Raw genomic sequence first — 24,699 nt, forward strand, 5'->3', positions numbered from 1 at the left:
TGGCCGGGCCGGCTCAGCCCGCGCTCGGCGACGTTCCCAGCCCCGGCTCCGCCCGCGAGACCCTGGCCTGCAAGCCATCCGGTGGCGTGGACTCGGGCGCTGCGTCGAGCCGATCCGGCTCGCCCGCCGGCGCGGCGTCCTCCGTCTGCAGTTCCTCGATCAGCTTCAGCTCGATCGCGGTCGCCAATTCGGCGATGGTGGCGGCACCGACCTCGCTGAACACGTCGCGCGGATTCAGATCGATGCCGAAACGCGCGCGCAGCCGCGGCAACATCTGCAGCACCAGCAGCGAATGGCCTCCGAGCTCGAAGAAATCGTCATGCACGCCGACGCCGTCGATACTCAGCGCATCTCCCCACAGCTCGACGAGGATGGTTTCGAGTTCGTTGCGCGGTGCCACGTAGTCGATCGCCACGACCGGTCGCGGATAACGATTGCCCTGCTTGCTCTGGACCGGTTGCGCGGTTTCGGCCAGCTGCTTGGTGGGCGGGATCAGCCGCAGCATGCCGGCCGGCACGCTGTTCTGCGCATACGAGACGCGCCGGGACGCGAGCACGCCGCTGCGGCCCGTCGCCAGCAGACGACGGAAAATCTCGATGCCGTCGACACTCGGAATCCCGAAACTCGCCAGATCCTTTTCCCAATTCGCGGCGAGCCGTTCCGGCAGCGGCGTGGTGACGGCCATGCCGATATCGCCCCAGGCATCCCAGTTGATCGCGATCACGCGCCGCGCGCTGCGATGGCCGCGTTGCCGGGCATAGGCGTCCATGTAGGCATTCGCGGAGGTATAGGCCGCCTGGCCGAGGCCGCCGGTGAGCGCGGCGATCGACGAGAACAAGGCGAGGAAGTCGAGCGGCGCGTCGGCGAACAGTTGCGCGATGACGTCGATGCCCTGCACCTTCGGCGCGAGTATCGGCATCAGATCGGTGCGGTTGCGCAGGATCATCGGACCGGAACCGGCCAGCCCGGCCAGGTGCAGCACGCCGTGCACCTGACCGAAACGGGCGCGCGCCTCGTCGACGATGCTGCCCATCGCGACCGGATCGGACGCGTCGCCCTTGCCGACCAGGACTTGCGCGCCCAGCGCCTCGAGCGCCTGCAGCCGCGCGACGATCCCCGCCGCCTTCGGATCGGCGCTCGGGTCCGCGAGCAGGGCGGCCCAGTCGCATCGCGGCGGCAATCCCGTGCGCCCGACCAGCACCAGCTTCGCCCGGTAGTCCCGCGCCAGCCACTGGGCGAAGGCCAGACCGAGGTCGCCGAGGCCGCCGGTGATCAGATACACGCCGCCCTCCCGGACCGGCACCGCCTGGTCCGGCACGGGCCCCAGCGTCGTCGGTTCGTAGGACGGCGCCCAGCGGTGGTCGCCGCGATAGGCGATCAGATCGGTCGGCCCTTCCGTCACGCATTCACCGAGCAGGCGCTCGACGGTGGCCGCGACGCGCTCGGCGTCGAGTTCGCTGGCCGAGATATCGATGAAGCGCGAGCGCAGCTCGGGCAGCTCCAGCGAGGCCGTCAGCGCCGGCCCCACGGCCAGCGCCGAGGCCGGCCGGGCCCGCTCCGTGCCCAGCACTTCGACCGCATCGGCGCCCAGCACGTACAGGTCGGCAGCCGCGTCCTGGCCGTGCAGGGCGATCGACTGCACGGCATGGAACAGGCCAAAAAATGCGTGATCGAGCATGGTGTCGAAGCTCGCCTGCGTATCGGGCTCGCCCGGCAGGCTCCAGGCATAGACGATGCGCTGGGGAATCCGCTCGCTGTTCTGCAAGTGCGCCAGCACCTGCTCGAAATGCTTGGGCACGTCGGGGGCGATCCTGAAGTTCCATTGCTCGTCGCAGTGGTAGGCCTCGCCAGGCTCGACCACCGAGACGCACATCCCGCGCTGCCGCAAGGTCTCGATCAACTGCCGACAGAAGGGGTTGCCGTTCGAGCAGATCAGCCAGTTGGGGCGCGCGGCCAGGGCCGCTTCCAGGCCCTCGGTGATCGGCATCGTGCGCCGCCAGGCGAGCCCGTACAGCGCGTCGAGCGCGGCCGGAATCGGCTCCGCCTGCGCGGCGTTGGTGCCGATGGCGCGCGATGCCGGGCCGCCATCCTGGTTGGCCGCCCAATAGCGCTCCCGCACAAAATGGGTCGGCGGTAGCACCAGCTTGCGCGCCTGAACGCCGGCGAACAGGGGCCGGAGATCGATCGCCACGCCGGCCAGCATCAGTTGCGCCACCGCCTTGAGCAGGGCCGCGCCCTCCTCCTCGCGTCCGTCGGGGCGCGGCATCGAGGACACGATCGCCACCGGCGAAGCCGCCGCGAGATTCTGCTGGGCGAGCGCGGCGAGCGAACGGCCCGGGCCCAGCTCGAGAAACACCTCGATGCCCGCCTCGCGGCTCAGCGTGTCGAGCCCCGCCGCGAAATGCACAGTCCCGCCGAGCTGCTGCCCCCAGTACGCCGGCGAGGTGGCCTGCTCGTCGGTGATCCAGGTCCCGGTCACGTTGGAGACGAACGGAATGTCCGGCGCGCGCAGCGTGATGGTCTTCAGCAAGGCGACATACGGCTCGATCGCCGGCGTCATCATCGCCGAGTGGAACGCGTGCGAGGTACGCAGATCGGTGCAGAACAGCCCCTGCTCCCGCAGCCGGGCCTCGCTGTCACGAATCGCCTCGGGCGGCCCGGAAATCACGCAGGCGTCGTTCGCGTTGATGGCCGCGATCGCGACCTCCGGGTGGAGCCAGGCGCGAATCGATCCGGCGCTGGCGGGCACCACCAGCATCTTGCCAGGCGGCATCGCCTGCATCAGGCGGCCACGCTCGCAGACCACTCGGATCGCGTCCTCGAGCGACAGCACGTTCGCCGCGCAGGCCGCCACCAGTTCGCCGATGCTGTGGCCGATCATCGCCGCCGGCGTGATGCCCCAGGATTGCCACAGCACCTGAAGCGCATACGAGATCGCGAAAATCGCCGGCTGCGCCATACCGGTCTTGCGTAGCTCGGCCTCGGCCGCCTCGCTCGCGCCGTCGGTCGGAAACAGCACGGCGCGCAGATCGACGCCGCTCGCGGCCTCGATGGCCCGCAGGCAGACGTCGAGGGTGGCGCGAAACAGCGGCTCCTCTTCGTAGAGGCCGAGCCCCATGCGCAGATGCTGGGTTCCCTGGCCCGGGAACATGAAGGCGATGCGGCGCTCGCTCGGCGCCCACTCGCCGACCAGTACCGCCTGGCGGCTTGAGGATTCCATTGCCTCGGCCGCTTCTCCGGCATCCCGGCAAACCGTGAAGCTGGCGTAGCGATGCTGGGTGCGCCCGAACGCCAGCGTGTAGGCGACATCCTCGATCCGCATCGCCGGATGCGCGCGCAGATGGGCCGCCAGAGTCTTCTGCATGGCCTCGCGCCCGAGCGCGCTCTTCGAAGACACCGGCAGCAGCGACCAGCGGCGGCGGCGCCCCTCGGGCGGCGCGCGCAGCGGCGCCTCCTCGACGATCACGTGCGCATTGGTGCCGCCGATGCCGAACGCATTGATGCCGGCGCGGCGCGGTTTGGCGCCGCGAGGCCAGTCGGCCAGGCTCGCGTTGACATGGAACGGCGAACTGGCGAAGTCGATGTTCGGATTCGGCGTGTGGTAGTTCAGACTGGGCGGCAATTGCTCGTTCTCCAGCGACATCACCACCTTGATCAGCCCGGAAATGCCTGATGCGTGATTCAGATGCCCGACATTGCCCTTCACCGAGCCGATCCGGCAGCCGTCCAGCGACGGCGAGAATTCCTTGTAGACCTGGCTGAGCGCGGCGACCTCGATCGGGTCACCGAGAATCGTGCCGGTACCATGCGCCTCGACATAGTCGATGGTGTCGGGCGTCACGCCGGCGGCCGCCAGCGATTCGATGATGACCTCGCTCTGTCCGCGCACGCCCGGCGCGGTGAAACCCAGCTTTTCCGAGCCGTCGTTATTGATCGCCGTGCCGCGGATCACCGCGCGGATGTTGTCGCCATCGGCCAGCGCCTTGTCGAGCCGCTTGAGCACCACGATGCCCAGGCCGTCGCCGAAGATCGTGCCGCCGGCTTCGGCGTCGAACGGCCGGCAGCGGCCGTCTCCCGACACCATGCCGCCTTCCGTGTGGAAATAGCCGGCCTTCTTGTAGCTGCTCTGGATCGACACGCCGCCCGCCAGCGCCACGTCGCATTCGCCGGACAGCAGGTTCTGGCAGGCCAGATGAACCGCGACCAGCGACGTGGAGCAAGCGGTCTGGATCGTGAGCCCAGGCCCGCGCAGGTTCAGCTTGTACGACACACGCGTGACCAGGTAGTCGTTAGCTACGCCGGTCGCGAACAACGTCTGCAGGCCGTCGGAGGTCGCCAGCTGATCGAAGTTGGAAAACGCGACCTCGAGCTCGTAGAAGCTGAGCGCGGATCCGGCATACACGCCGATCGCCCCGTCGAAGCGGTCGGGATCGCAACCGGCGTTGTCCAGCGCCTCGACCGCGCATTCGAGGAACAGCCGCTGCTGGGGATCGATGTACTGGGCCTCGTTCGGGCTCAGGTTGAAATAGCGCGCATCGAACAGATCGGCACCCTCGATCACGGCAGCGGCCTTCACATAGTGTTCGGACGCAAGGTAGCTTTCGTCGACGCCGGCCTCGCGCAATTCCTCGTCGCTGTAGAACGTGATCGATTCCACGCCGTCGCGGATATTGCGCCAGAACGCATCGACGTCGGGCGCCCCGGGGAAGCGTCCGGCCAGGCCGATGATCGCGACGCTGGACATACGTTCGTCATCCGAAATATCTTGATCGTTCATCACACTATCCTTATTCATGAGGCGTCAGCTCGCCGGATTTCGTCGTTCACTACAGGTACCACCTTCGGGCTCGCGCAAACGGACCCGACTTGCTCGCGAAGCATCGATCCGCTTCGCCGTCTCCCTCTGGCCGCGCCGCCTCGTTAATGCGCCTCGCCGCCCAGGCTCGTCTCGGCATCGCGGGCCGCCTCCGCGGCGAGCCAGCGCGGCACCCGCGCCGCCCCCGCGGCGGCCATGGCGGCGCGCTCCTGCTGGCGCGACCCCGGCAGGCGATCGAGATCGATCAGCGTGTCGCCCACGCGAAAATAGCGATCGTCGTGAGACACCACGATCACGGTTCGCCCGAGCGTGCGCAGCTCCGGCAGGATCTGCTCGTAGAACACCGATTTGAAGACCGGGTCTTGATCGGCGGCCCATTCGTCGAACAGATAGACCGGGCGCTCCTCGAGATAACTCGACAGCAAGGCGAGCCGCTTGCGCTCGCCGAGCGACAGGGCCGTGACGGTGGACAGCCTGCCGTGGCGAATACCGACCTTTTCGTGAATGCGCAGGCTGCGCAGCAAGGCCTCGACCCGGCCGTCCAGTCCGTCTCCCGGCGCGGCCAGCATCCGCTCGAACAGCACGAAATCGCTGAAGATCGCCGAGAACAGCTCTCGGTACGCGGCCCGGTTGGCCTCGCTCACTGGGGTCTCGTCGAGATACACGCCGCCTTCGTCGGGCACGTACAGGCCGGTGAGGATCTTCGCGAGCGTGGTCTTGCCGCTGCCGTTCCTGCCCACGATGAACACCACGTCGCCGCGCCGAAGCTCGAGATCGAGCGGGCCAAGATGGAAGGGGCGATTGGACTCGCCGCGCGAGGCATAGCGGTGCACCACGCCGCGCAGCACGATCCGCTGCCAGGCGGTGCCGAATCCGTCCTGGTCGGGGCGGCCCTGCCCCGCCTCGGGAAGCGCGCTTCGCTTCAGGGAATAACCCATCCGCTCGATCCGCTCGTAGGCCACCCTGGCGTCCAGCAGGCCGGGAATGGTCGCAACGATGTCGCGCAAGGGGCCGATCATGTACACCAGCGACAGCGCGTACTGCATCACCACGCCCTGGGCCAGCAGATTGCCGTGCAGATCGAAGATGACCATCCCCAGCGCGAGGAAGAAGATCGCTTGCGAGAAACCCTGGCCGAAATTGAAGACGATCGACTGCCGCTGCCAGGCCAGTTTGAGCTCGCGCGCGTTGTCCGTGAAGACATCCAGCATCTGTGCGCGGCGCTGCCCGTTGAGCTGCAGTTCCTTGATGCCGTTGACCAGCAGGTCGAAGGTCATCACCAGCTGGTCCCAGGCGTTGCGGCCGTCGCGCATGCAGCGGGCAATGCGCTGCGAGACACGCAGATGCACCAGCACGCCGATCACCACCATGCCAATCACGACCGCGAGGCGGTCGATAGACAGCACCCCGAGATAGATGAAGCAGACCAGCAGGAACACCAGATTCGCGAAGATGCCCACCGCGTTCGGCACCGCCTCGCCGATACGTGTGACGTCCTGAGCCATCGACGCGAACAGCCGTGAGTGGCCGGTGCGCTCCACCTGGTCCAGCGGGGCCCCGACGATCTGCCGCGCGAGATTCACGCGCAGCGTCATCACTGCGCGGCGGGTGATGAGGGCCAGCACGGAGCGCGACATCACGCGCGTCACCACCACCAGCACGCCGTACAGCAGGAAGTGCCACCAGCGCACCCCGGCGTTGCCCTCCATCGCGACGAAGGTCGACACCAGGATGCCCATGGTCGCCACGCCGCTGATGGCGCTCGCGATCGAGGCGAGCGAAAACAGCACCGGACCTTCGGCGAACAGCATCGCGATGAACTTGAGCATCATGGTCACCTCGTCGGTCTCGCGGCAGCCCGCGCATCGATTTCGCGGCACGCCCGGCGCGCCGCATCCAGCCGGTTCGGGCTCATCGCAGCGTGCCGAAAAATTCCCGCGTGGCCGCGAGAAAGCCACCGGGGTTGTCCAGCATTACCGCATGACCCGCGCCCCGCACTTCGCGCATCGTGCCATTCGCCGTGCCGCGGGCGGCGCGCTCGGCGCTGTCCCGGCTCAACATGCCGGACATCGCGCCACGCAACACCAGCACCGGGCACGACAGCGCGCGCAGCTTGTCCCACACGATCGCGCAGCGCGCCGGACTCTGCAGATCGGATGGCTCGAAGGTGGCCAGTGCGCAATCGAGCTTCAGCGTGAAGCGCGCCTCGCCGAGCTCGCGCAGGCTGTCGCGCGCCATGCGCGCCGCCACCTCTTTGGCCACCAGCGGACGGGCCTCGATCAAGGCATCCAGGAAGGCTTCGCGGCTGTCGAACACGCGCAGGTTGGCACGAAGATCGGTGCAGATCTTCGCCAGCCCGGCCTGGCTGAGCTCGGGACCGAAGTCCACCATCACGACGGCGCGCACCCGTTCGGGGCGCATCGACGCGACCTGCAGGGCCACGTCGCCGCCCAGCGAGTGACCGACGATCGCCAGTTCGGCGAGGCCGAGCCGGTCCAGCACGTGAACCACGTCGTCGGCAAATCCCTCGACGTCATAACGCGCGGCCGAATCCCAGCTCGAATCGCCATGGCCGCGCAGATCAACCGCGTAGACCGCTTCGAAACAGTCCAGTGCGGCCCCGTAGTCGGCCCAACTGCACGACGATTCGCCGAAGCCGTGTATCAACAGGCAGGCGGGCATCTGATCGCGGGAGGCGCGGGCGTGATCCCATTTCCTGAGATGGGACACGCTGCCATCGGAATGGGCAAGACGCAGGCAGGATCCGTTCATGGCTTCGACAAAAGAGGAGATTGGGGTATCGGCGAGGCCGGGGCGGATGAATTCGGCATACAGGACTCAGCCTCGCGGCGCCTGGGTTGGCGTCTGCTCGCCCCGCGGCCCGGCCGGTTCCGGCGCCGCGGCCAGCCCGCGCTCGACATAGGCTTCGGCATCGAAACGATCGGCGATCTCGTCGTCGTGGCGGGTCTGGCTGTCCAAGTCGAAATCCGCCATCTCGAGCACGCCCATTGCCTCGAACGCCTCGCGCACCCGCGGCCCCCACAGGCCGACCCCCTTGACGATCGGCACGATCCGGGAAAACAGCGAGGTATGGAACTGCCTGCCGCTGTCCGACTGTTCCTCCAGCCCCAGGCACTCCTTGAGCGGCAACCCGAAGGCCTCCCACACTTCGCGCTGGCTGCAGCTCTGCAGCATCTGATGGCAGCCCTCGATCAGGAAGGCCTCGCGCTCGTCCAGCTCCGCGTCCGTCAGGTTCCGGTAGTAGTCCCGCAAGGCGACCCGGCCAAAGGCCACGTGCCGGGCCTCGTCCTGCATCACATAGGCGTTGAGGCTCGCCGACAAGGTGTTCCGTGCCATGTCGCGAATGCGCTGGAACGCGGCAAGCGCGAGGCCTTCGATCAGCACCTGCATGGTCAGGTAGGTCATGTCCCAGCGCGCGTCGCTGAGCCCGTTGTCGAGCAGGCCGCGCAAGCCGGCGGAAATCGGATAGGCAACCGGGAATCGTTCCCGCAGGAACCGGGAATACACCTCGAGGTGCCGAGCCTCGTCCATCGCCTGGGTCGCGGCGAAAAATTTCGCGTCCAGATCGGGGGCGGACTGCACGATGCGCGCGGTCGCGATCAGCGCGCCCTGCTCGCCGTGCATGAACTGCGAAATCATGTAGGCCTGGCTGTGAATCCGGATCTCGCCTTTTTCCTTCTCCGAAAGCCGCTTCCAGATCGGCATGCCGAAAATCGGGATCGACGCGTCGTCCAGGCCCATCGGGTTCGTTTCGTCGACCGGCTGGCTCCAGTCCAGCCGCAAGGCGGCATCCCACTGGCGCCGCTTGCTCTTCTCGTAGAGCGACAGCAGCGATTCGCGATGCTGGTCGTAGCTCCAGGAGAAACACATGTCCGGACGACCGTTTACGGTCCAGCGGGTCTGATCGACCGGAATCGGATACTGAAATTCGCTTGTCATGAACCGTTGTCCTTTGCTATTGCACAATGCGGATTCGATGCCCTTGCCGGCGCGCCCGCGGCTTCATCCCTGCGAACGCGCGAATGCGTTTCTTCGCGCCGCGCCCCGGCTGAGTCTCGATTGCAGCGTCAGCCGATCTTCCGTGTCGACCTCGAGCGCCCGGGCCAGATCGCGAATCGTCGGCGATCGGGTCAGTTTGTCGAGGCTGATCGACTTGCCGAGCCGTTTCGCGATCTCGGCCTGGAACTGCGTGATATGCGCCGGCTTGCCGATTCGCAGCAACCGCTCGGTCACGCCGAATGCGCTCACGCCGACGACGGTTTCCCAGATCGACAGCAGCGAGGTTTCGAGCGCGCTCAGCGCTTGTTCGTCGCTTGCCCCGCGTGCCGAGCTGTCGGCCTGCGGCGCCGGGAACGGCGGATCGCGCCGCGCTGCCACGGGTGTCGCCGCGCTCGCGTCGAACCAGTAACGGGTGCGCTCCCACGGGTAGGCAGGCAGCGAGACGAGCCGCGGCTCGACGCCTTCCACGGCCCGGTAGCACAGGCTGCCGCCGACGCCGTACCAGGTCGCGAGCGCGTCGAGCAAGGCACCCGCGCCGCCATCACCGGACAGCTCGATCACCCCTGCCGCGTCGGCCTGGTATCGGGCCGGCAGTCGTCCGCCGCACACGAACCACACCGTGCGCGCGCCCTCGTCCGGCGCCGGATCGCCGGCTGGCGAGGCGTCGCCAGCCGTCTCGTCTCCGGTCAACGCGTCCAGGGCCTGTTCCAGCGTCGAGCTACCATCCGCCATGCCGGCCGCGATGCGCCCGGCCCCGATGCCGCGCGCGAGGGACGGCGTCACGCCATGTGCCCTCAAGGCGTGGATCAGGCCGAGTTGCACGGCGATCGCGGCCGCGCGACGCTTCGCGCCGGTGCGCAGCGCGGCACGCGAGCCCAGCGATCCGGCGATCGACCAGGACTGGCCGCCGGCGCGCAGCCGCTCGTCGCCGAGCTCGACGATAGAGCGCAGATGCGGGTCGCTGCCGCACGCTGCTCCCATCGCCTCGATCCAGCCGCAGCCCGGCTCGCCGAACCAGAACGCCGCTCGCACACGCGCGGCGCGCGTCAAGTCCGATTCACGGCAAGCGCCGGCGAACCGTGCGAGTTGCGCGGCAAGATCGATGGCGGTGGCGGCCACGAACGCACGCCGAAAACGCAGCGCATCGCGCCTAGCCAGCAAGCTGTACGCCAAGTCGGACAGCGGGTGCCCGGCACCGGACTGCGCCGCGTCAAGCCAGGCGGACAGCCGGGAGGCCTGGCGCAGCAGCGCGCCGGCCGTCTCCGCGGACAGCACCACCAGCTGAGGCGTGCGCGGGCCATCAGCCGGGCGTGCCGGCAGCCGCGGGGCTTCGCCGAGAATCAGATGCGCATTCGCGCCGCCGAATCCGAAACTGCTGAGCCCGGCCGCCTTGGCGCGCCCGGTGTCGGGCCAGCCTCGCGTGCGGCCCAGCACCTCGATGCGCGAGGCGGCGAAATCGATCGATTCGTTGGGCGGCTCGACATGCAGGTTGCCCGGCAATTCGCCGTGATGGAGCGCCAGCGAGGTCTTGATCAGGCCGGCCATGCCCGCGGCCGCCTCGAGATGGCCGATGTTCGACTTCACCGCGCCGAGCAGCAGCGGCCGTATCGGTTCGCGCCGGTCGCAATAGACGCGGCTCAGCGCCAGCAGCTCGATCTGGTCGCCCAGATGCGTTCCCGTGCCGTGCGTTTCCACGTAGTCGATCTTGTTCGGATCGATGGCGGCGCGTCGGGCCGCGGCGCGCATCACGCTTTCCTGAGCACCGGGATTCGGCGACGTGAGGCCGTTCGAGCGTCCGTTCTGGCCCACCGCGCTGCCCCGGATCACGGCATAGATGCGATCGCCGTCGGCCACGGCACGCGCCAGGCGCTTCATCACGACCACGCCGCAGCCCTCGCCGCGTACATAACCGTTGGCGCGCGCCGAAAACGGCTTGCAGCGAAAGTCCGGCGAAAGAATGCCGGCGAGCTCCAGCGCGCTGGTCAGCTCGGGCGCGAGCACCAGGTTGACGCCGGCCACCAGCGCGAAACCGCACTCGCCTTCGCGCAGGCTGGTACAGGCCAGATGCGCGGCGGTGAGCGAGGACGAGCAGGCGGTATCGATCGCGATGCTGGGCCCGGTCAGGTCGAGGCAGAACGACAGGCGATTCGCCGAGATCGAGATCGCATTGGCCGAGCTCGAATAACTGTCGACCGGGCTCGTGCCGGAAAACAGGTTCTGGCTGTAGTCGCTGTGCGAAATACCGACGAACACTCCGCCGTCGGTATGACGGATCGTCGATGCCGGGCAACCGGCATCCTCGAGTGCCTCCCAGGCAAGCTCGAGCAGCAGACGCTGTTGCGGGTCCATCCGCTGCGCCTCTTTCGGCGAAATATGAAAAAAGCCCGCGTCGAACTCGTCGACGCCATCGAGGAAACCACCCTCCTTCGCGCCCTGGGCCGGCCGGGAGGCCACCACCGGCAAGCGCCGCCGCGGCCAGGCGGTGATGCAATCGCGCCCGGCCCGCAGCGCGTCCCAGAACTGCTCCTTGTTCGCGGCTCCCGGCATCCGGCACGCCATGCCGACGATGGCCACCGGTTCGTAACCAGCGGGCGCCCACCGGTCTGGCACCGACGCCGCTGCCGCGCGCGGGTCCTGCCGGTCGGTAACGGACGCCTGGCTGTCGCGCCCTGTCGATGCGTTGTCCGCCATGCCGTCAACCTTCGCTCGATGGATCGGGTGGGATAAGGAAACCGCTACGCTTGCCGGCGGGCGTCTCCACGCCAGGCTGATACGACGAGATTAGCGGGCGACACAAGCCTTCACATCCATTTGCAAAGGCGATGAAAACGAGGTAAGCAGCACGGCCCGGCGTCGCGTCGATCTGCCCTCAATAGGTCGTGACGTCCCAGCGCGGCCGCGGCCCGCCGGACGCTCGCGCCGGCTCGTCCCTCGCCACCAGTGCCTCGCGCAGATCCTGGAAATACGATTCCATCACCGGCTCGTGCGCGAGACTAAGGGTCTGCTGGAAGGCCAGCGGATCGGCAACCAGGCTCATGTACCAGCCCCGCTCGCGCATCCGCTGCGCGAGGACAAACACGTCGAGTCGGGTCGACGCCACGGCGAACACCGACAGCGGCGGCGAACCCAGTACCGCCAGCCCGTCCAGTTCGGCGAACCGCGCCAGATAGGCGTCGCGCAGCGCCATCAGGCGCCGGGTCACGTCGCGATATCCGCTGCGCCCGAGATGGCGCATCACCGCCCAGGCCGCGGCAACCGGGCCGCCCGAGCGCGAGCCGAGCAAGGTCGGCGTGCGATACAGCCCCTTGGGCCAGTCGCGAAACTCCATCGGCTGGTAGCGATGGTCGCGCTCGTCGGCGTAGAGCAACAAGGAAGCGCCCTTCATCGCATAGCCGAACTTGTGCAGGTCGGTGGAAATCGAGCTGACGCCGGGCACCGAGAAATCGAACTGGGGCACCGCGTAGCCCAGTTCGGCCGCGAACGGCGCGACCAGCCCGCCGAGACACGCATCGACGTGACACCAGATGCCACGCTGCGCCGCCAGCCGGGCAATCGGCTCGATCGGATCGGCACTGCCGAACGGCAGCGAGGGCAGCGAGCCGGCCAGCAGAATGGTCTGCTCGTCGATCGCCTCGGCCATCGCGTCGACCCGGCAGCGCAGGCTGCGATCGAGCGCGACCCGCACCACCCTCAGGCCCAGCAGATGCGCGCCTTTATCGAAGGCCGGATGCGCGGAGGCGGGAATCACGATGTTCGGAGCGCCGTGCGCGCCGCCGCGCCGTGCGCGATCGCGATCGCGCGCGGCCTTCAGCGCCAGCATGATGCTTTCGCTGCCGCCGGAAGTCAGATTGCCGCTCGTCTGGGACGGGGCCCGCAGCAGGCCACCGACCATCGCGACCAGCTCCGACTCCATGCGTTCGAGGCTCGGGAAGGTATTGGGCGCGAGGTGGTTCTGATGCGCGAACATCATGAAGGCCGCTTCCGCGACGCGCTTGACTTCGTCGCCGGCGAAATACGCATGCAGGGGCAGGCGCCCGGCATACGGATCCCAGTCGCGACGCTTCATTTCCAGCAGCTGCGCGTGCAGTTCGGGCCAGGCGGTGCCCGCCTCGGGTAAACCGGCCGGCACGGCGCCCGGCTGATCGGCTCGCGCGGCCGCGCCGGCATCGCCATTGGGCTCGATGGAGGTATCAGTATCCGACATGCTGTCCTCGAAACGGGGGGCCGTGCCGGCCGGCGAATGCGCGAGACGCATTCAGGCGTGTTTTTGCCGGAATGACGTCATGAATTGTGCGAGCGTGTCGGCCTCGTGCTCGGTGAGCGCGTTGTAAAGCGAGGCGCGCACCCCGCCGATCGAACGATGGCCGCCCAGGCCGTGCAGGCCGGCCTGCTGGGCTTGCTGCAGGAATGCCTCGGTCAGGGCCGGCGTAGGGCACTGAAACGTGACGTTCATCAGCGAGCGCGATTCGCACTCCGCATGGCCGAGATAGAAATCCGGCGCGGCGTCGAGCACGCGGTACAGCAGGTTGGCCTTGCAGCGATTTGCCGCGTCGAGCCGCGCGAGATCGCCGAACGTTTCGCGAATCCAGCGGGTCACCAGCAGCACGATGTAGATGGAAAACACCGGCGGCGTGTTGTAGATGGAGCGCGCGGCGATATGCGAGCGGTAATCGAGGATATGCGCGAGGCCGGACCTGGCGCGCTGCACCAGGTCGTCGCGTAGGATCACGATCGTTACGCCCGCAGGCCCCAGATTCTTTTGCGCATGGGCATAGATCATCGAGTAGTGCGCTATATCGACCGGACGCGACATGAAATCGGAAGACATATCGCAGAAGACCGGTACCTCGCCCGCCGCTAGATGATCGGAGAACTGCAGCCCTTCGACGGTCTCGTTGGACACGTAGTGCAGATAGCTGGCGCGCGGCTCGATCTTCAGCTCGGAAGCCATCGGCACCCGGCGAAAGCCGTCCCCCTCGCCGTTCCAGGCGACGTTCAGGCGCTCGGCGATGCCTGAGTCCGACACGCTCTTGCGGCTCCAGTATCCCGACGAAATGTAGGCCGGCGCGCAACTGCCCAGTTCGCCGAAGTTCATCGCCAGCATCGTGAACTGCAAGGTGCTTCCGCCCTGCAGGAACAACACGTGGTAGCCGTCGGGAACCCTCAGCAGGCTGCGGATATTCGCCTCGGCTTCGTCGAGCGTGTCGCGGAACCAGGCAGAGCGGTGACTGATGCCGAGCACCGAAAGACCCGCCTCGGGAACCCGGAGGATCATTTCCCGAGCCTGGTCCAATACGGTCGGAGGCAGCGCGCCGGGGCCGCCCGAAAAATTGTATTGAAGCTCCACGTTGCCCTCGCTCAGAAAATGGATATCCGGTTGCCATGTCGTTCGGACCGCGCCCGGATCAATGCAAGGGCAGGCTAATCAAGGCGGCATGCCTTTTCATCCTCTTGCAATGTCACGAGAAAGCGGGTAAAGAGCGAATAACTACACTGACAAACCAACTCATGAACGAAGCCCGAGGCACGGCGGCGCTCCGCCTGAGCAGGCGCATCATTCTGTTGCCTCCCGCACGGCTACGGCCCACCGAGGCGTTCATCGAGGCGCGGGTGCGGGAGGTGTCGCTCGAAATCGAGGCGGCCGGATACTGGCGCCATCCTGTCTGGGTCGAGCGCACCAGCGGCGTCATCATGGACGGGCATCACCGGCGGGAATTCGCGCTGCGGCGTGGTTACGCCCGGGTGCCGTGCCTAATGCTCGACTATTCGCAGGTCGTGCTGGAATCGCGCCGTCCGGAACTCGATCTCGGTCCGATCGACGTGATCCTGCGTGGCCTGACGCGCTCTCCCTATCCGGCGAAAACCACCCGACATCGGCTGCGCGACGACGACACGTTCGACTGCCGGGTCTCGCTCGTGCAGTTGCGGGACGGCCCGGCAAGCGATAATGTGCACGGCATGCCAGCCGCAACCGATCAGTAAAGGGCGCCAGACCGGGCTCACGAAAGGACTCGCGACATTGTTGTCATGAAGACCAGCTACCCGTTCGACGGTTTTACACAGTCGCGCCTGTGGGGCCGTCTCGCGGTGCCCTGGGTCACATTCTGGATGTTGATGCTGGTGGTCGGCATCGAGGAGTATCTGTGGTCGGGCGGCCGGCATGTCTGGGAACCGCTGGTCAACTACGGCGCGGCCGCCCTCGCCACCTCGGTGCTCGCCGTGATGCAGACCCGACGCGCCCGGCAACTCGACGGCCTGCTCGGTCAGCCGGTGCGATGGTTCATCCGCATGTGGGCATGGATGCCGCTGCAACTGGTCGGCTACATGGTCACGATCCTGGCGCTGCGCATCGGCTCGTATCGGCTCGCCGGCATGCCCTGGCGCCACGGCCCCTGGTCCGAGGTGTTGGCTTACGAGGCGAGCAAGTTCCTGCTGTTCTATCTGCTGTTCGGCGGCATCCACTTCGGGCTGCAATCGTACGGCGCGTGGGTCAACGAGCGCCTGCGCACCGAGCAACAGGCCAATCTGGCGCGCCAGGCGCAACTCCTGCAGCTCACCCAGCAATTGCAGCCGCATTTCCTGTTCAACGCGCTGAACACGATTTCCTCGCTGATCCACAGTGACCCCGATACCGCCGACCTCCTGCTCACACGGCTGGCCACCTTGCTGCGCGCGGCCACTGACGCCAGCCGGCGCCCCGAACAGCCGTTCGCCGACGAACTCGCGCTGCTGCGCGCCTACGCGGACATCATGACCCAGCGCTTCGCCGACCATGTCCGGATCCACTGGGAGATCGACGCTCCCGCGCAGGCTTGCCGGGTTCCCACGCTCGGCCTCCAGCCGCTGCTGGAAAACTGCTTCCGCCATGTCGTCGAGCGCCGCAACGGCCTCACCCACATCTCAATACGCGCGCGGGAATGCGCCGGCAAGCTGCAGTTCGAAATCGAGGACGACGGCGACCTCGAATCCCTGCCCACCGCGCGCGGCATCGGCCTTGGCAACCTGGAAGAGCGCCTGCAGTCGATGTACGGCACGCGCGCGGGCCTCTCGCTGCGCTTGCGCCCCGGCGGCGGCCTGATCGTGCGCGTGGAGCTGCCATGCGCGCGTTGATCGTCGACGACGAGGCGCCGGCGCGCAGCAAGCTGCGGCGCATGCTGGGCGCGTTCCCCGAGCTCGAGGTGGTCGGTGAGGCGGCGGACGGCAGGAGCGCGCTCGAGATGGCCGCCCGGCTCCAGCCCGACGTGGTGTTCCTCGATGTGCAGATGCCCGAAGTCGACGGCTTCGACGTGGCGGCTTCGCTGCCGGACGACGGCCCGGCCCTGGTCTTCGTCACCGCTTACGACCAGTACGCGCTGCGGGCCTTCGACACCCATGCCACCGACTACCTGCTCAAGCCGATCGAGCCGGAACGGCTCGCCCGCGCCATCGAGCGCCTGGCCGGCGCGGTTCGCCGAGCCCCGCGCCCGAATCTGGGCGTGCCCGCCCATCTGGTGATCGCCGATCGCGATCAGACGCATGTGGTTCGTTGCGCTGACATTGAATGGCTGGAGGCGGCCGACAACTACGTCAACATCCATTTGCCCGGCCGCAGCCTGCTGATGCGCCGCACCCTAGCCGCCCTGCTCAAGGACCTCGGGCCGGCCATGGTGCGCACCCATCGCGGCGCGGCGGTGGCGCTCGGCGCCGTGGTCGCGGTGCGCGCGCGCGCCAAGGGCGATGCGACGGTGATCCTGCGCAGCGGCGCCGAGGTGCCGTGCAGCCGCCAGCATCGCGCCGCGCTGATCCAGAGCCTGCAGTCCTGAACCCTCCCTCGCGCTCTCCGGTTCGCCCCGGCACAGACCCAACTCGTCCCATCGCGATGGCCGCGGCACGGACGTCGAACTAAGCTTCCGACGTCTCGAACCCGTTGGCCTCGAGCCATGCCGATCAGGTCATCCCTGAGCGGCCGCCTATCGCGAAGGAGTCCCATCCATGTATCTGCGTATCGAGGGCGTTTCCAAGACTTACCGGGAAGGCAGCGTCGAAGTCCACGCGCTCCGGAGCATCAACCTGGAGATCCCGGACCGACGCTTCACCATGCTGGTCGGTCCGTCCGGCAGCGGCAAGACCACCTTGCTGAATCTGATCGGCTGCATCGACCGTCCCTCGGGCGGCACCATCGGCTTCAACGGCAAGGACGTCACCGGCTGGCCGGATCAGCAGCTGACCGCGTTCCGCTCGCACGAGATCGGCTTCATTTTCCAGAACTTCAACCTGATCCCGGTCCTGACTGCCTACGAGAACGTCGAATACGCGCTGCTGCTGCGCAAGACGCCGGCGGCCGAGCGCAAGCTGCGCACGCTGGAGATCCTGCATGCCGTGGGCCTCTATGAGCAGCGCGACCAGCGCCCGAACCAGCTCAGCGGCGGCCAGAAGCAGCGCGTGGCGATCGCCCGGGCACTGGTCAAGCGTCCATCGCTGGTGCTGGCCGACGAACCGACCGCCAATCTCGATTCGCGCACCGGCGAGAACATCGTCTCGCTAATGCGCGACATGCAGCACGAGTACTCGACCACCTTCATCTTCTCGACCCACGATCCCAAGCTAATGGGACATGCCGACCGAACCATCACGATCCTGGACGGCGCGATCCATCAGATCGAACAGACGGTGACGCCATGAGAGTGCTCAAGATCGCTTTCCGGAACGTATTCCGCAACCGTCGCCGCTCGCTGATGACCCTGATGACAGTGGCCATCGGCGGAATCGCGGTGCTACTGCTCGGCGCGCTGCTCGGCTACATCATTCTCGACTTCCAGACTTCCACCGTGAAACGCGTGGGGCATCTGACCGTCTACAAGAAAGGCTATTACGACTTCGGCTCTGGCAACCCGGTCGCCTATGGCATCGGCGATTACCAACGCGTGCGCCAGCTGATCGTCGACGATCCCGAGCTCGCGCCGCTGATCGCGGTCGCCACGCCGATCCAGGCCGTCTTCGGCATCGCGGGCAACTACCCGAAGGACGTGTCGAAGACCTTCTTCGGAGAAGGCATTGTGCCGGCGGACCGTTTCCGCATGCAGCAATGGAACGACTACCACTTCAGCTACGGGCCGCCGGGCGTGCCGCTGAAGACGGCCGACAGCGCGATTGTCGGGATGGGCGTCGGGCGGATGCTGGGTTTGTGCCGCGAGCTGCACATTCCGAAATGCAAGCCCTTGCCGGTACCGACCAGCGATCCGGCGGCGGCGAGCGCGCCGCCGGCCGACTTCAGCGCGCTGGTGGCCCAGGAAGCCGCCGCCACCGCCCAGTCCGGCACCGCGGCCAAACGCACGCGGCCGAGCATCGATCTGCTCGCGGCCACCGCCGCCGGCGCGCCCAACGTGGTCAGCGTCACCATCGACCGGGCCGAGTCGGAAGGGCTCAAGGAACTCGACGACAACTATGTCGTCATGCAGCTAAAACTCGCGCAGGACCTGCTCTACGGACGCGGCGAACACAAGGTCACCGGCATCGTGATCCAGCTGCACCACACCGCGGACGTGCCGCGCGCGCGCGCTGAGCTGAACCGGCTGTTTCGCGCGCAAGGGCTCGATCTCGAGGTGCGCGACTACGAGGAGCTCACGCCCTTCTACCGGCAGGTCATCAATTTCTTCAGCTTCATCTTCACCTTCATCGCCATCATCATCGGCGTGATCGTGCTGTTCACCATCGTCAACACCATGAGCATGAGCGTGATGGAGCGCACCAGCGAAATCGGCACCTGCCGCGCATTGGGCGTGCAGCGCTCCGAGGTCTGGACGCAGTTCGTGGTGGAAGGCCTGATCCTGGGCTTGACCGGCGCGACCCTGAGCCTAGTCGCGGCGGCGCTGATCGTCTGGGTGATCAATTCCTGCGGGCTGCGCTGGACGCCACCCTCGGATTCCGACAAGGTACCGTTCCGTCTCTACCTGGCCGGCAACTGGTTGTTGATCTACGGCACCTGGGGCGTGCTGGTCGCGGTCGCGACGATCGCCTCGTTCGCCCCGGCCAGCCGCGCCGGCAAGAAAACCGTGGTGGAGGCACTGCGTCATGTCTAAGCATCGATGCGCCCTGTTGCTGCTCCTGCTGGCCGGCGCGGGACTGCGCGGCGCCTGCGCCCAGAGCCCGGCGCCGGGCGCGCCGTCGGCCCAGCAGATCCTCGCCGAGGCGGACCGCTCCCGCAACTCCGACGTCGCCTTCCGCGTCTCCGATCAACTGGTCGAATACGACCACGGCGTGCCCAAGAGTTCGATGTTCCTGCACGTGTATTCGAAGATCGAACCCAACACCGGCCAGTTCCGCAATCTCGTGCAATACGTCGAGCCCGCGCGCGATGCCGGCAAGATCCTGCTGCAGACCGGCCACGCGATGTGGTTCTTCGATCCGGTCTCCTCGGCGAGCGTTCGCATCTCCCCGCAGCAACGGCTGCTCGGGCAGGCCTCGAACGCGGACGTGCTCACGCTGAACTTCGCCAAGGAATTCACCGCCAGCCTGGTGGGCGAGGAAACCATCAAGGACGCCGACCAGCACGATCGCCGATGCTGGCATCTGCTGCTGGTCGCGGCCGACACCCAGGCGATCTACCAGAAAGCCGACTACTGGATCGACAAGGATCAAATGGTTGCCGTGAAGGGCCGCTATTACGCGGACAGCGGCCGGCCGCTGAAGGTGGTGTATTACCGGCAGTACGTCAAGGCACTGGGCGGCATGCGGCTCGCCGAGGCGATTATTCTCGACGAGGTTGATCCGAACGTGATCACCCGCATGGATTTCACGCAGTACACCGCCGTCGACATTCCCGAGAACTGGTATCAGCGCGGCTACCTGCCCTACGTTCGCTCCAATGATGCCGGCGCGCGCTAGCCTGGCATGGTTGGTCGGCCTAGCGGTCGCGCCGCTCTGCCATGCTCAGGTGGCGGGCAGCGTCGGCGCCGCCTCGGACACCGTGCCGGCGGCTATCCTCGACGCACCGACGCAAGCCGGAGCCGGTCCGGCGGCCAGCAGCAGCACCCTCACCCAGACCACTCTGCTCGGCATCGATCGCGAATGGCTGCCCGCCGCGCACGATATCCCTATCCCCGACCACGTGCGCGACCCGGATAATCTGATGCGCTTCTATATCGACAATCGCGCGCAATGGCGCGCCTCGGACAGCGTTTATCTGTTTTCCAGCATCAAGGCATCGGCGCTGGAGGGTTATGGCTACGGTAACGTCTCGCTCGAAAGCCGCTCGGCCCGCCTCGACCTGCGAGAGCTGTACGCCAGGACCCGGGTGGTTCCCGGCTCGTTCATCGACGTCGGCCGGATCAACGTCAACAACGGCGTGGGCGTCAGCTATAACCCGACCGATTTTTTCCGGGAACACGCCACGGTCGATACCTTCACGCACGACTACGCGAGCTGGACCAACGACCGCCTGGGCAGCTTCATGGTTCGCTGGGAGAAGGTATTCGAAAGCGGCACCCTCAGCGCGATTTACTCGCCGAAACTGGCCGAACCCGGGGCGATCCGGCAGTTCACGACCGGCGCTGGGCTGCAGCTGGATCGCACCAATTTCTCAAATCGCTTCATGATCAAGGCCAACCACGATTTCGGCGCCGACTTCAGCCCCGAAGTGCTGGTCTATCATGAAGACAACCGTTGGAAGTTCGGCCTCAACCTGACCAAGGGGATCAACGAGGCCTCGACCTTTTTTTTCGAATGGGCGGGCGGCAACAGCCCGTCGTTTTCCAGCGAAGCGTTCCAGTACGGCATATCGACCGGCGCCTTCGGGCCCGACACGCCGGCACTGGGCGGATACGGCGGCGCATCGTTTCAGAACCAGCTCTCGACGGGCTTCAACTACACCACCCTCTCGAAGCTGAACATCATCCTCAGCTACAACTACAACCAGGCCGGCCTGTCGCGCGCCGAGTGGAACCGCTGGTTCGCGATGGGCAAGCCGGGCGCGCCCAGTGCATCGCTGGCCTCGAGCGAGTTCTGGTACATGCGCACCTACGGTTCCGAGATGCGGCAGCTCGAGGATCGCCAGACCGCCTTCCTGCGCATCGAGCAGGACGATCTCGTGCTGCGCCACCTGACTTTCGCGACCTTCGTGGTGGCCGATCTCGAAACCCACTCCTACCTGCTCAACGCGAGTCTCGACTACCGGATTTCCGATCGCTGGCGCGTGCAGTTCCAGGCCGAAAGAAAGTTCGGCAAGAAGCTCTCCGAATTCGGCAGCGACAGCACGAGCGGCGAGTACCTGCTGTCCCTCAAGTGCTATCTCTGACGATGCGCCGCTCGCCAGCACACCGGGCGCGGACCGTGACCTCGCCCCGACCGCCCGGCCATCATCCTCCCCGTCATGCCAACGTCACGCCCCATGAACCCTGAACGCCTTTCCGAGACCACCGTGAGCCCCACCCGCAGCGGCACGCGGATCACGTACTGGCTCGCCGCGCTGTTCCTGTTGCTTGGCCTAGCCGTCTGCGTCGGGACCTTCCGCTTGGTCGCGGCGGACCACCAGGCCGTCCATGACAACGCCGTGCGCAGCGCGGTGCTGCTGGCCGACTCCTATGCGCTCCATCTCAAGCAGGCACTGAGCGACACCGACGTGCTGGCCCGGTTCGTCGCGTTCGAATCGCAGGGCACGCATCCGCTGTCGCTCAAGGAGATGGTGGCTCGGCGGCTGATCGAACCGGGAGACGCCACCCTGGTGACCATCGCCGACGTCGGCGGCTGGCAGACCGAATCGTGGCCGGCCACGCCGGCCTCGCGGATCGTCCTGGCCGACCGCGCGCATTTCGTGGCCCAGCAGAACCATCCGGATACCGGCTTATACATCGGCGCGCCGGTGGTCGGCCGCATTTCCGGCCAATGGACGCTGCAGCTTTCGCGCCGCATTAACCGCCCCGACGGCGCGTTTGCCGGGGTGGTGGTGATCTCCAAATCGCCGGACTTCCTCTCTGCGGGTTTCATCAGCAGCGCCAATGTCGGTGCGCACGGTATCGGCGCGGTGTTCCGCTGGAACGACGTGTTGCTCTCCCGTACCGACGCGGCGGCGGGCACCACGGCCGACGGCCCCGCCCTGAACGTCTACGATCCGCGCTCGCGCGGCAGCACCTGGGAAGGCCCGGACCCGGTGACGGACCAGGCGCGCATCTACGCGAGGCAGAGCGTGCCTGGCTACCCGCTGGTCGCCTTGATCGGCCTGGCCGAGGCCGACGTGTATCGTCATCACCTCGCGCGCGCGCACGTCTATTTCGCGGTGGGCGGCCTGATCCTGTGCGCGCTGCTGGTGGCGGCCGTCCCGACAATCCTGTACGCGCGGGATCTGGCATCACGCAACGCGATCACCCGCGAGATGGCCGAGACCGACGCGCTGACCGGCCTGGGCAACCGCCACAAGCTGGCCGCCTTCCTGCAGGCACGGCTGGACGGCAGCTCGAACGAACCGGTCGCCCTGCTGGCGATCGACCTGCACCGCTTCGGCCAGGTCAACGAGACGATGGGCTACGACGTCGGCGACGCCTTGCTGCGCCAGGTGGCCGACCGCGTCCGATGCATCGCCGGTCACACTGCGGTCGCGGCGCGCACCGGCGGCGACGAGTTCATGATCGGGCTGCACGCCGGCGGCGCCTCGTCGCTCGCGTTGGCCGCCGCGCGCGCGCTGATCGATCAGTTCGCCGTGGCATTCGGTTTGCGCGGACGCACCTACCCCTTGCGGGTCAGCATCGGCATAGCCAGCACGGAATTGGGGGCCTGCGACAGCGCCACGCTGCGTGCGAACGCGACCGCCGCGATGGATGTGGCCAAGAAATCGACGCGGCGCTCGGGCCACAGCGAATATGCGATCTATTCGCAACTGATGGCCGACACGGCGAGCCGAGAACTGGGCACGATGGACGGACTGGTCAATGCCCTGAACAACGGCGGCCTGTCGATCCGCCTGATGCCGGTGATCACGCTCGCGAATCGCCGGCAAACCGGCGTGATGTCGGAACTGTTCTGGCGCAGCCCGCAGGCTGGATTGATGCACGAATCGTGCTTCATGGGCATCGCGCGCAGGAAAGGGCTGGCCTATGCCTTGCAGAGCCATGCCCTGCGGGAGGCCAGCGGCGCGCTGGCGCTCCACGAACGCGGCAGCCGCCGCGATCTCGCGCTGCACGTGCGGATCTCGGCCGCGCTGCTGGCCGACTCCAATACGATTCCGGACCTGACCTCGCTGCCCTTGCCGCCCGACCGGCTGCGTCTGATCCTCTACGACTTCACCCCCGATCAATTAAGCGACTCGACCCTCGCGAAGATCGTCGAGCTGCGCAAGCAGGGCGCCTCCGCCTTCCTGGAGATCAATCACGGGGGGGAATGCTCGCTCGACATCTTCAGCCATCTCACGCTCGACGGCCTGTTCTTTTCGCCGGCCTTGCTGCGGCACGTTCCCGCCAATCGCTCCGCCAGCGCGATTGCGCGTGCCCTGATCACGCTGTGCGGCGAACTGGGTCTGCGCCCGCTGGTCGGTGGCGTCGACAGCAAGGCGCAGTACGACTGGCTGCCCGCGGTGGCCGGGCTGGAGTGCTTCGGCGCCTATCTCGGCGGCACGCTGCGGGCCGCCGACCTCGATATCGTGAGCGGGTAGGCGGCCATGGACTCGAGCGCCCTCGTTACCGCCCCTTTGTCATCGGACGTCCTGATGACGCGCCACGTGATGATTGAGCAGACGCGCATCACCTTCCGCCTGCGCCGCGCGCCCGGCGCGGGGTTCGTCCTCGAGCGCGAATCGATCAACCCGCAGGGCTCCGCCACCATCCAGTTCGTGCCGTTCGGCGAAAACCCGGTCACCCGCACCTTCATCGACGGCGACCCCTACACCGAGAAACTCCAGGGCGCCTACCATCTGCTGCTGAACGAAGCCGAGCGCCAGTCGGTCCATGGCGCGTCTGCCGGCGGCGCGCGTCTGGCCAACATCGCCGACGCCAGCAACGAGGCGCAGTTGTTCGAACCGGTGCACCGCGCCTGCGCGGCCGCCGGCGCGGAAAATTGGTTCTATTACTGGTTCACGCTCGATGCCAACGAGCACGATATCGTCCGGCAGGACATCCTGGTCGGCGGCAACGGTGCTTGGCCTCAGCTCTATACGTTCCGGCACGGCTACCTGTCCGACCCGGCCGTGGCCTATGCCCGCGCTGACGCGTCGCCGGCGCGCCGCTCGAAGCTGTACCGCCTGCTGCCGCGCGACCACTGGCTCAATGTCGACGCGAGCGCCTACGAGATCCAGGCGGGCGTGTTCTTCCCGGCCCACCATCGCACCCGCTCCACCTTCGGGCTGCTCCATGTCAGCACCTCGCTGCGCGAGGCCGGGGCCGAGGAACGTCTGTGGGAAAACCGGCCCTTGCTACGCGCACTGGCGGCCGATCTGCTCGACTGGCGCATGATGCGCCAGCAAAGCGGCCTGATCCGCCAGTTCGATCTTACCCAGGAATACCTGACGATCCTCTGGGTGATCGATCGCGGAGGCGAGGCACAGCACGTCGCCAGCGAACTCGGCATCTCCATCGGCGCAGCCTATCGGCTGTTCCGCAGGATCAACGAAAAAATGGATTGCCGCCACATTCGCGCCAGTGCGCACAAGGCGCGGCAACTGGGCCTGCTGGGCGGCTACATCCCCAGCCGGGGTTGCCTGGCGGAGCCGCCATTTACCTGATTTCATCGGCCGCTGCAAGAGGGTGAAAAGGCCGTCGACGCCCCATAAGATCCACACATGCCTCAGCACAACCGCTCTCGAGACGCCGCGCACCCCGCGCCGGCAGCCGCTCCGGAGACAGGCCGAATCGAGCCGTGACGCGAATCCAAGGAGCCAGCGATGCCGCAGTTCTGGGTAGCCC

The 24,699-nt window shown here is 67.0% G+C and carries 16 protein-coding genes; 9 read left to right on the forward strand and 7 right to left on the reverse strand.

Annotated elements, in window-relative coordinates; all coding sequences use genetic code 11:
• Positions 1-13: 13 nt before the first annotated feature.
• The 7 genes from FB600_RS34650 to serC all read right to left on the reverse strand — a co-directional run bounded on the left by FB600_RS34650 (position 14) and on the right by serC (position 14,183).
• Positions 14-4,777: a type I polyketide synthase gene (locus FB600_RS34650; RefSeq protein ID WP_226285252.1), complete on the reverse strand. Its 4,764-nt coding sequence runs from the start codon at positions 4,775-4,777 to the stop codon at positions 14-16.
• 143 nt (positions 4,778-4,920) lie between these two features.
• Entirely contained in the window at positions 4,921-6,648 is a 1,728-nt protein-coding gene (locus FB600_RS34655) for a cyclic peptide export ABC transporter (RefSeq protein ID WP_105829664.1), read from the reverse strand.
• A 79-nt stretch (positions 6,649-6,727) separates the two neighbouring features.
• Positions 6,728-7,588 (reverse strand): alpha/beta fold hydrolase, encoded by an 861-nt coding sequence (locus FB600_RS34660; RefSeq protein ID WP_080757390.1) that lies wholly within the window; start codon positions 7,586-7,588, stop codon positions 6,728-6,730.
• A 66-nt stretch (positions 7,589-7,654) separates the two neighbouring features.
• The gene (locus FB600_RS34665) at positions 7,655-8,776 is read right to left on the reverse strand and encodes a ferritin-like domain-containing protein (RefSeq protein ID WP_105829665.1); all 1,122 of its coding nucleotides are present in this window, start codon (positions 8,774-8,776) and stop codon (positions 7,655-7,657) included.
• A gap of 63 nt (positions 8,777-8,839) precedes the next feature.
• On the reverse strand, positions 8,840-11,527 hold the full coding sequence (locus tag FB600_RS34670; RefSeq protein ID WP_105829666.1) for a beta-ketoacyl synthase N-terminal-like domain-containing protein: 2,688 nt from the start codon (positions 11,525-11,527) through the stop codon (positions 8,840-8,842).
• A 178-nt stretch (positions 11,528-11,705) separates the two neighbouring features.
• Entirely contained in the window at positions 11,706-13,040 is a 1,335-nt protein-coding gene (locus FB600_RS34675; protein ID WP_226285251.1) for a pyridoxal phosphate-dependent decarboxylase family protein, read from the reverse strand.
• A gap of 51 nt (positions 13,041-13,091) precedes the next feature.
• Complete coding sequence (gene serC, locus FB600_RS34680; protein ID WP_036033346.1) at positions 13,092-14,183, reverse strand: 3-phosphoserine/phosphohydroxythreonine transaminase; 1,092 nt, start codon at positions 14,181-14,183, stop codon at positions 13,092-13,094.
• 161 nt (positions 14,184-14,344) lie between these two features.
• Here serC and FB600_RS34685 point away from each other — a divergent pair, with 161 nt between their 5' ends.
• From FB600_RS34685 to FB600_RS34725, 9 genes are all read left to right on the forward strand, one after another.
• On the forward strand, positions 14,345-14,818 hold the full coding sequence (locus FB600_RS34685; protein ID WP_013699863.1) for a ParB N-terminal domain-containing protein: 474 nt from the start codon (positions 14,345-14,347) through the stop codon (positions 14,816-14,818).
• A 45-nt stretch (positions 14,819-14,863) separates the two neighbouring features.
• The gene (locus FB600_RS34690; RefSeq protein WP_105829669.1) at positions 14,864-15,946 is read left to right on the forward strand and encodes a sensor histidine kinase; all 1,083 of its coding nucleotides are present in this window, start codon (positions 14,864-14,866) and stop codon (positions 15,944-15,946) included.
• A complete protein-coding gene (locus FB600_RS34695; protein WP_013699861.1) occupies positions 15,934-16,638 on the forward strand; it encodes a LytR/AlgR family response regulator transcription factor in 705 nt (234 codons plus the stop codon). Before FB600_RS34690 ends, FB600_RS34695 begins: the two co-directional genes overlap by 13 nt.
• A 169-nt stretch (positions 16,639-16,807) precedes the next feature.
• Positions 16,808-17,497, forward strand: a complete 690-nt coding sequence (locus tag FB600_RS34700) for an ABC transporter ATP-binding protein (protein ID WP_017917899.1) — start codon at positions 16,808-16,810, stop codon at positions 17,495-17,497.
• A complete protein-coding gene (locus FB600_RS34705; protein ID WP_105829670.1) occupies positions 17,494-18,894 on the forward strand; it encodes an ABC transporter permease in 1,401 nt (466 codons plus the stop codon). Before FB600_RS34700 ends, FB600_RS34705 begins: the two co-directional genes overlap by 4 nt.
• Positions 18,887-19,699, forward strand: a complete 813-nt coding sequence (locus FB600_RS34710; protein ID WP_036033352.1) for an outer membrane lipoprotein-sorting protein — start codon at positions 18,887-18,889, stop codon at positions 19,697-19,699. The genes FB600_RS34705 and FB600_RS34710 overlap by 8 nt, the downstream gene beginning before the upstream one ends.
• Entirely contained in the window at positions 19,680-21,107 is a 1,428-nt protein-coding gene (locus FB600_RS34715; RefSeq protein WP_105829671.1) for a hypothetical protein, read from the forward strand. Before FB600_RS34710 ends, FB600_RS34715 begins: the two co-directional genes overlap by 20 nt.
• 93 nt (positions 21,108-21,200) lie before the next feature.
• Positions 21,201-23,453 (forward strand): diguanylate cyclase domain-containing protein, encoded by a 2,253-nt coding sequence (locus FB600_RS34720; RefSeq protein WP_105829672.1) that lies wholly within the window; start codon positions 21,201-21,203, stop codon positions 23,451-23,453.
• Between the two features lie 54 nt (positions 23,454-23,507).
• Positions 23,508-24,518 (forward strand): helix-turn-helix transcriptional regulator, encoded by a 1,011-nt coding sequence (locus FB600_RS34725; protein ID WP_226285249.1) that lies wholly within the window; start codon positions 23,508-23,510, stop codon positions 24,516-24,518.
• The last annotated feature ends 181 nt before the right edge of the window (positions 24,519-24,699 follow it).

Origin of the sequence: Burkholderia sp. SJZ089, assembly GCF_007828315.1 — a bacterium.
GTDB classification, from domain to species: domain Bacteria; phylum Pseudomonadota; class Gammaproteobacteria; order Burkholderiales; family Burkholderiaceae; genus Burkholderia; species Burkholderia gladioli.

Coding starts and splice junctions, on each gene's coding strand:
- FB600_RS34670 (WP_105829666.1), bottom strand. CDS start 11,527: ATGGCGGACAACGCATCGACAGGGCGCGACAGCCAGGCGTCCGTTACC.
- FB600_RS34685 (WP_013699863.1), top strand. CDS start 14,345: ATGAACGAAGCCCGAGGCACGGCGGCGCTCCGCCTGAGCAGGCGCATC.
- FB600_RS34675 (WP_226285251.1), bottom strand. CDS start 13,040: ATGTCGGATACTGATACCTCCATCGAGCCCAATGGCGATGCCGGCGCG.
- FB600_RS34700 (WP_017917899.1), top strand. CDS start 16,808: ATGTATCTGCGTATCGAGGGCGTTTCCAAGACTTACCGGGAAGGCAGC.
- FB600_RS34715 (WP_105829671.1), top strand. CDS start 19,680: ATGATGCCGGCGCGCGCTAGCCTGGCATGGTTGGTCGGCCTAGCGGTC.
- FB600_RS34695 (WP_013699861.1), top strand. CDS start 15,934: ATGCGCGCGTTGATCGTCGACGACGAGGCGCCGGCGCGCAGCAAGCTG.
- FB600_RS34705 (WP_105829670.1), top strand. CDS start 17,494: ATGAGAGTGCTCAAGATCGCTTTCCGGAACGTATTCCGCAACCGTCGC.
- FB600_RS34710 (WP_036033352.1), top strand. CDS start 18,887: ATGTCTAAGCATCGATGCGCCCTGTTGCTGCTCCTGCTGGCCGGCGCG.
- FB600_RS34650 (WP_226285252.1), bottom strand. CDS start 4,777: ATGAACGATCAAGATATTTCGGATGACGAACGTATGTCCAGCGTCGCG.
- FB600_RS34655 (WP_105829664.1), bottom strand. CDS start 6,648: ATGATGCTCAAGTTCATCGCGATGCTGTTCGCCGAAGGTCCGGTGCTG.
- FB600_RS34660 (WP_080757390.1), bottom strand. CDS start 7,588: ATGAACGGATCCTGCCTGCGTCTTGCCCATTCCGATGGCAGCGTGTCC.
- FB600_RS34725 (WP_226285249.1), top strand. CDS start 23,508: ATGACGCGCCACGTGATGATTGAGCAGACGCGCATCACCTTCCGCCTG.
- FB600_RS34720 (WP_105829672.1), top strand. CDS start 21,201: ATGAACCCTGAACGCCTTTCCGAGACCACCGTGAGCCCCACCCGCAGC.
- FB600_RS34690 (WP_105829669.1), top strand. CDS start 14,864: ATGAAGACCAGCTACCCGTTCGACGGTTTTACACAGTCGCGCCTGTGG.
- FB600_RS34665 (WP_105829665.1), bottom strand. CDS start 8,776: ATGACAAGCGAATTTCAGTATCCGATTCCGGTCGATCAGACCCGCTGG.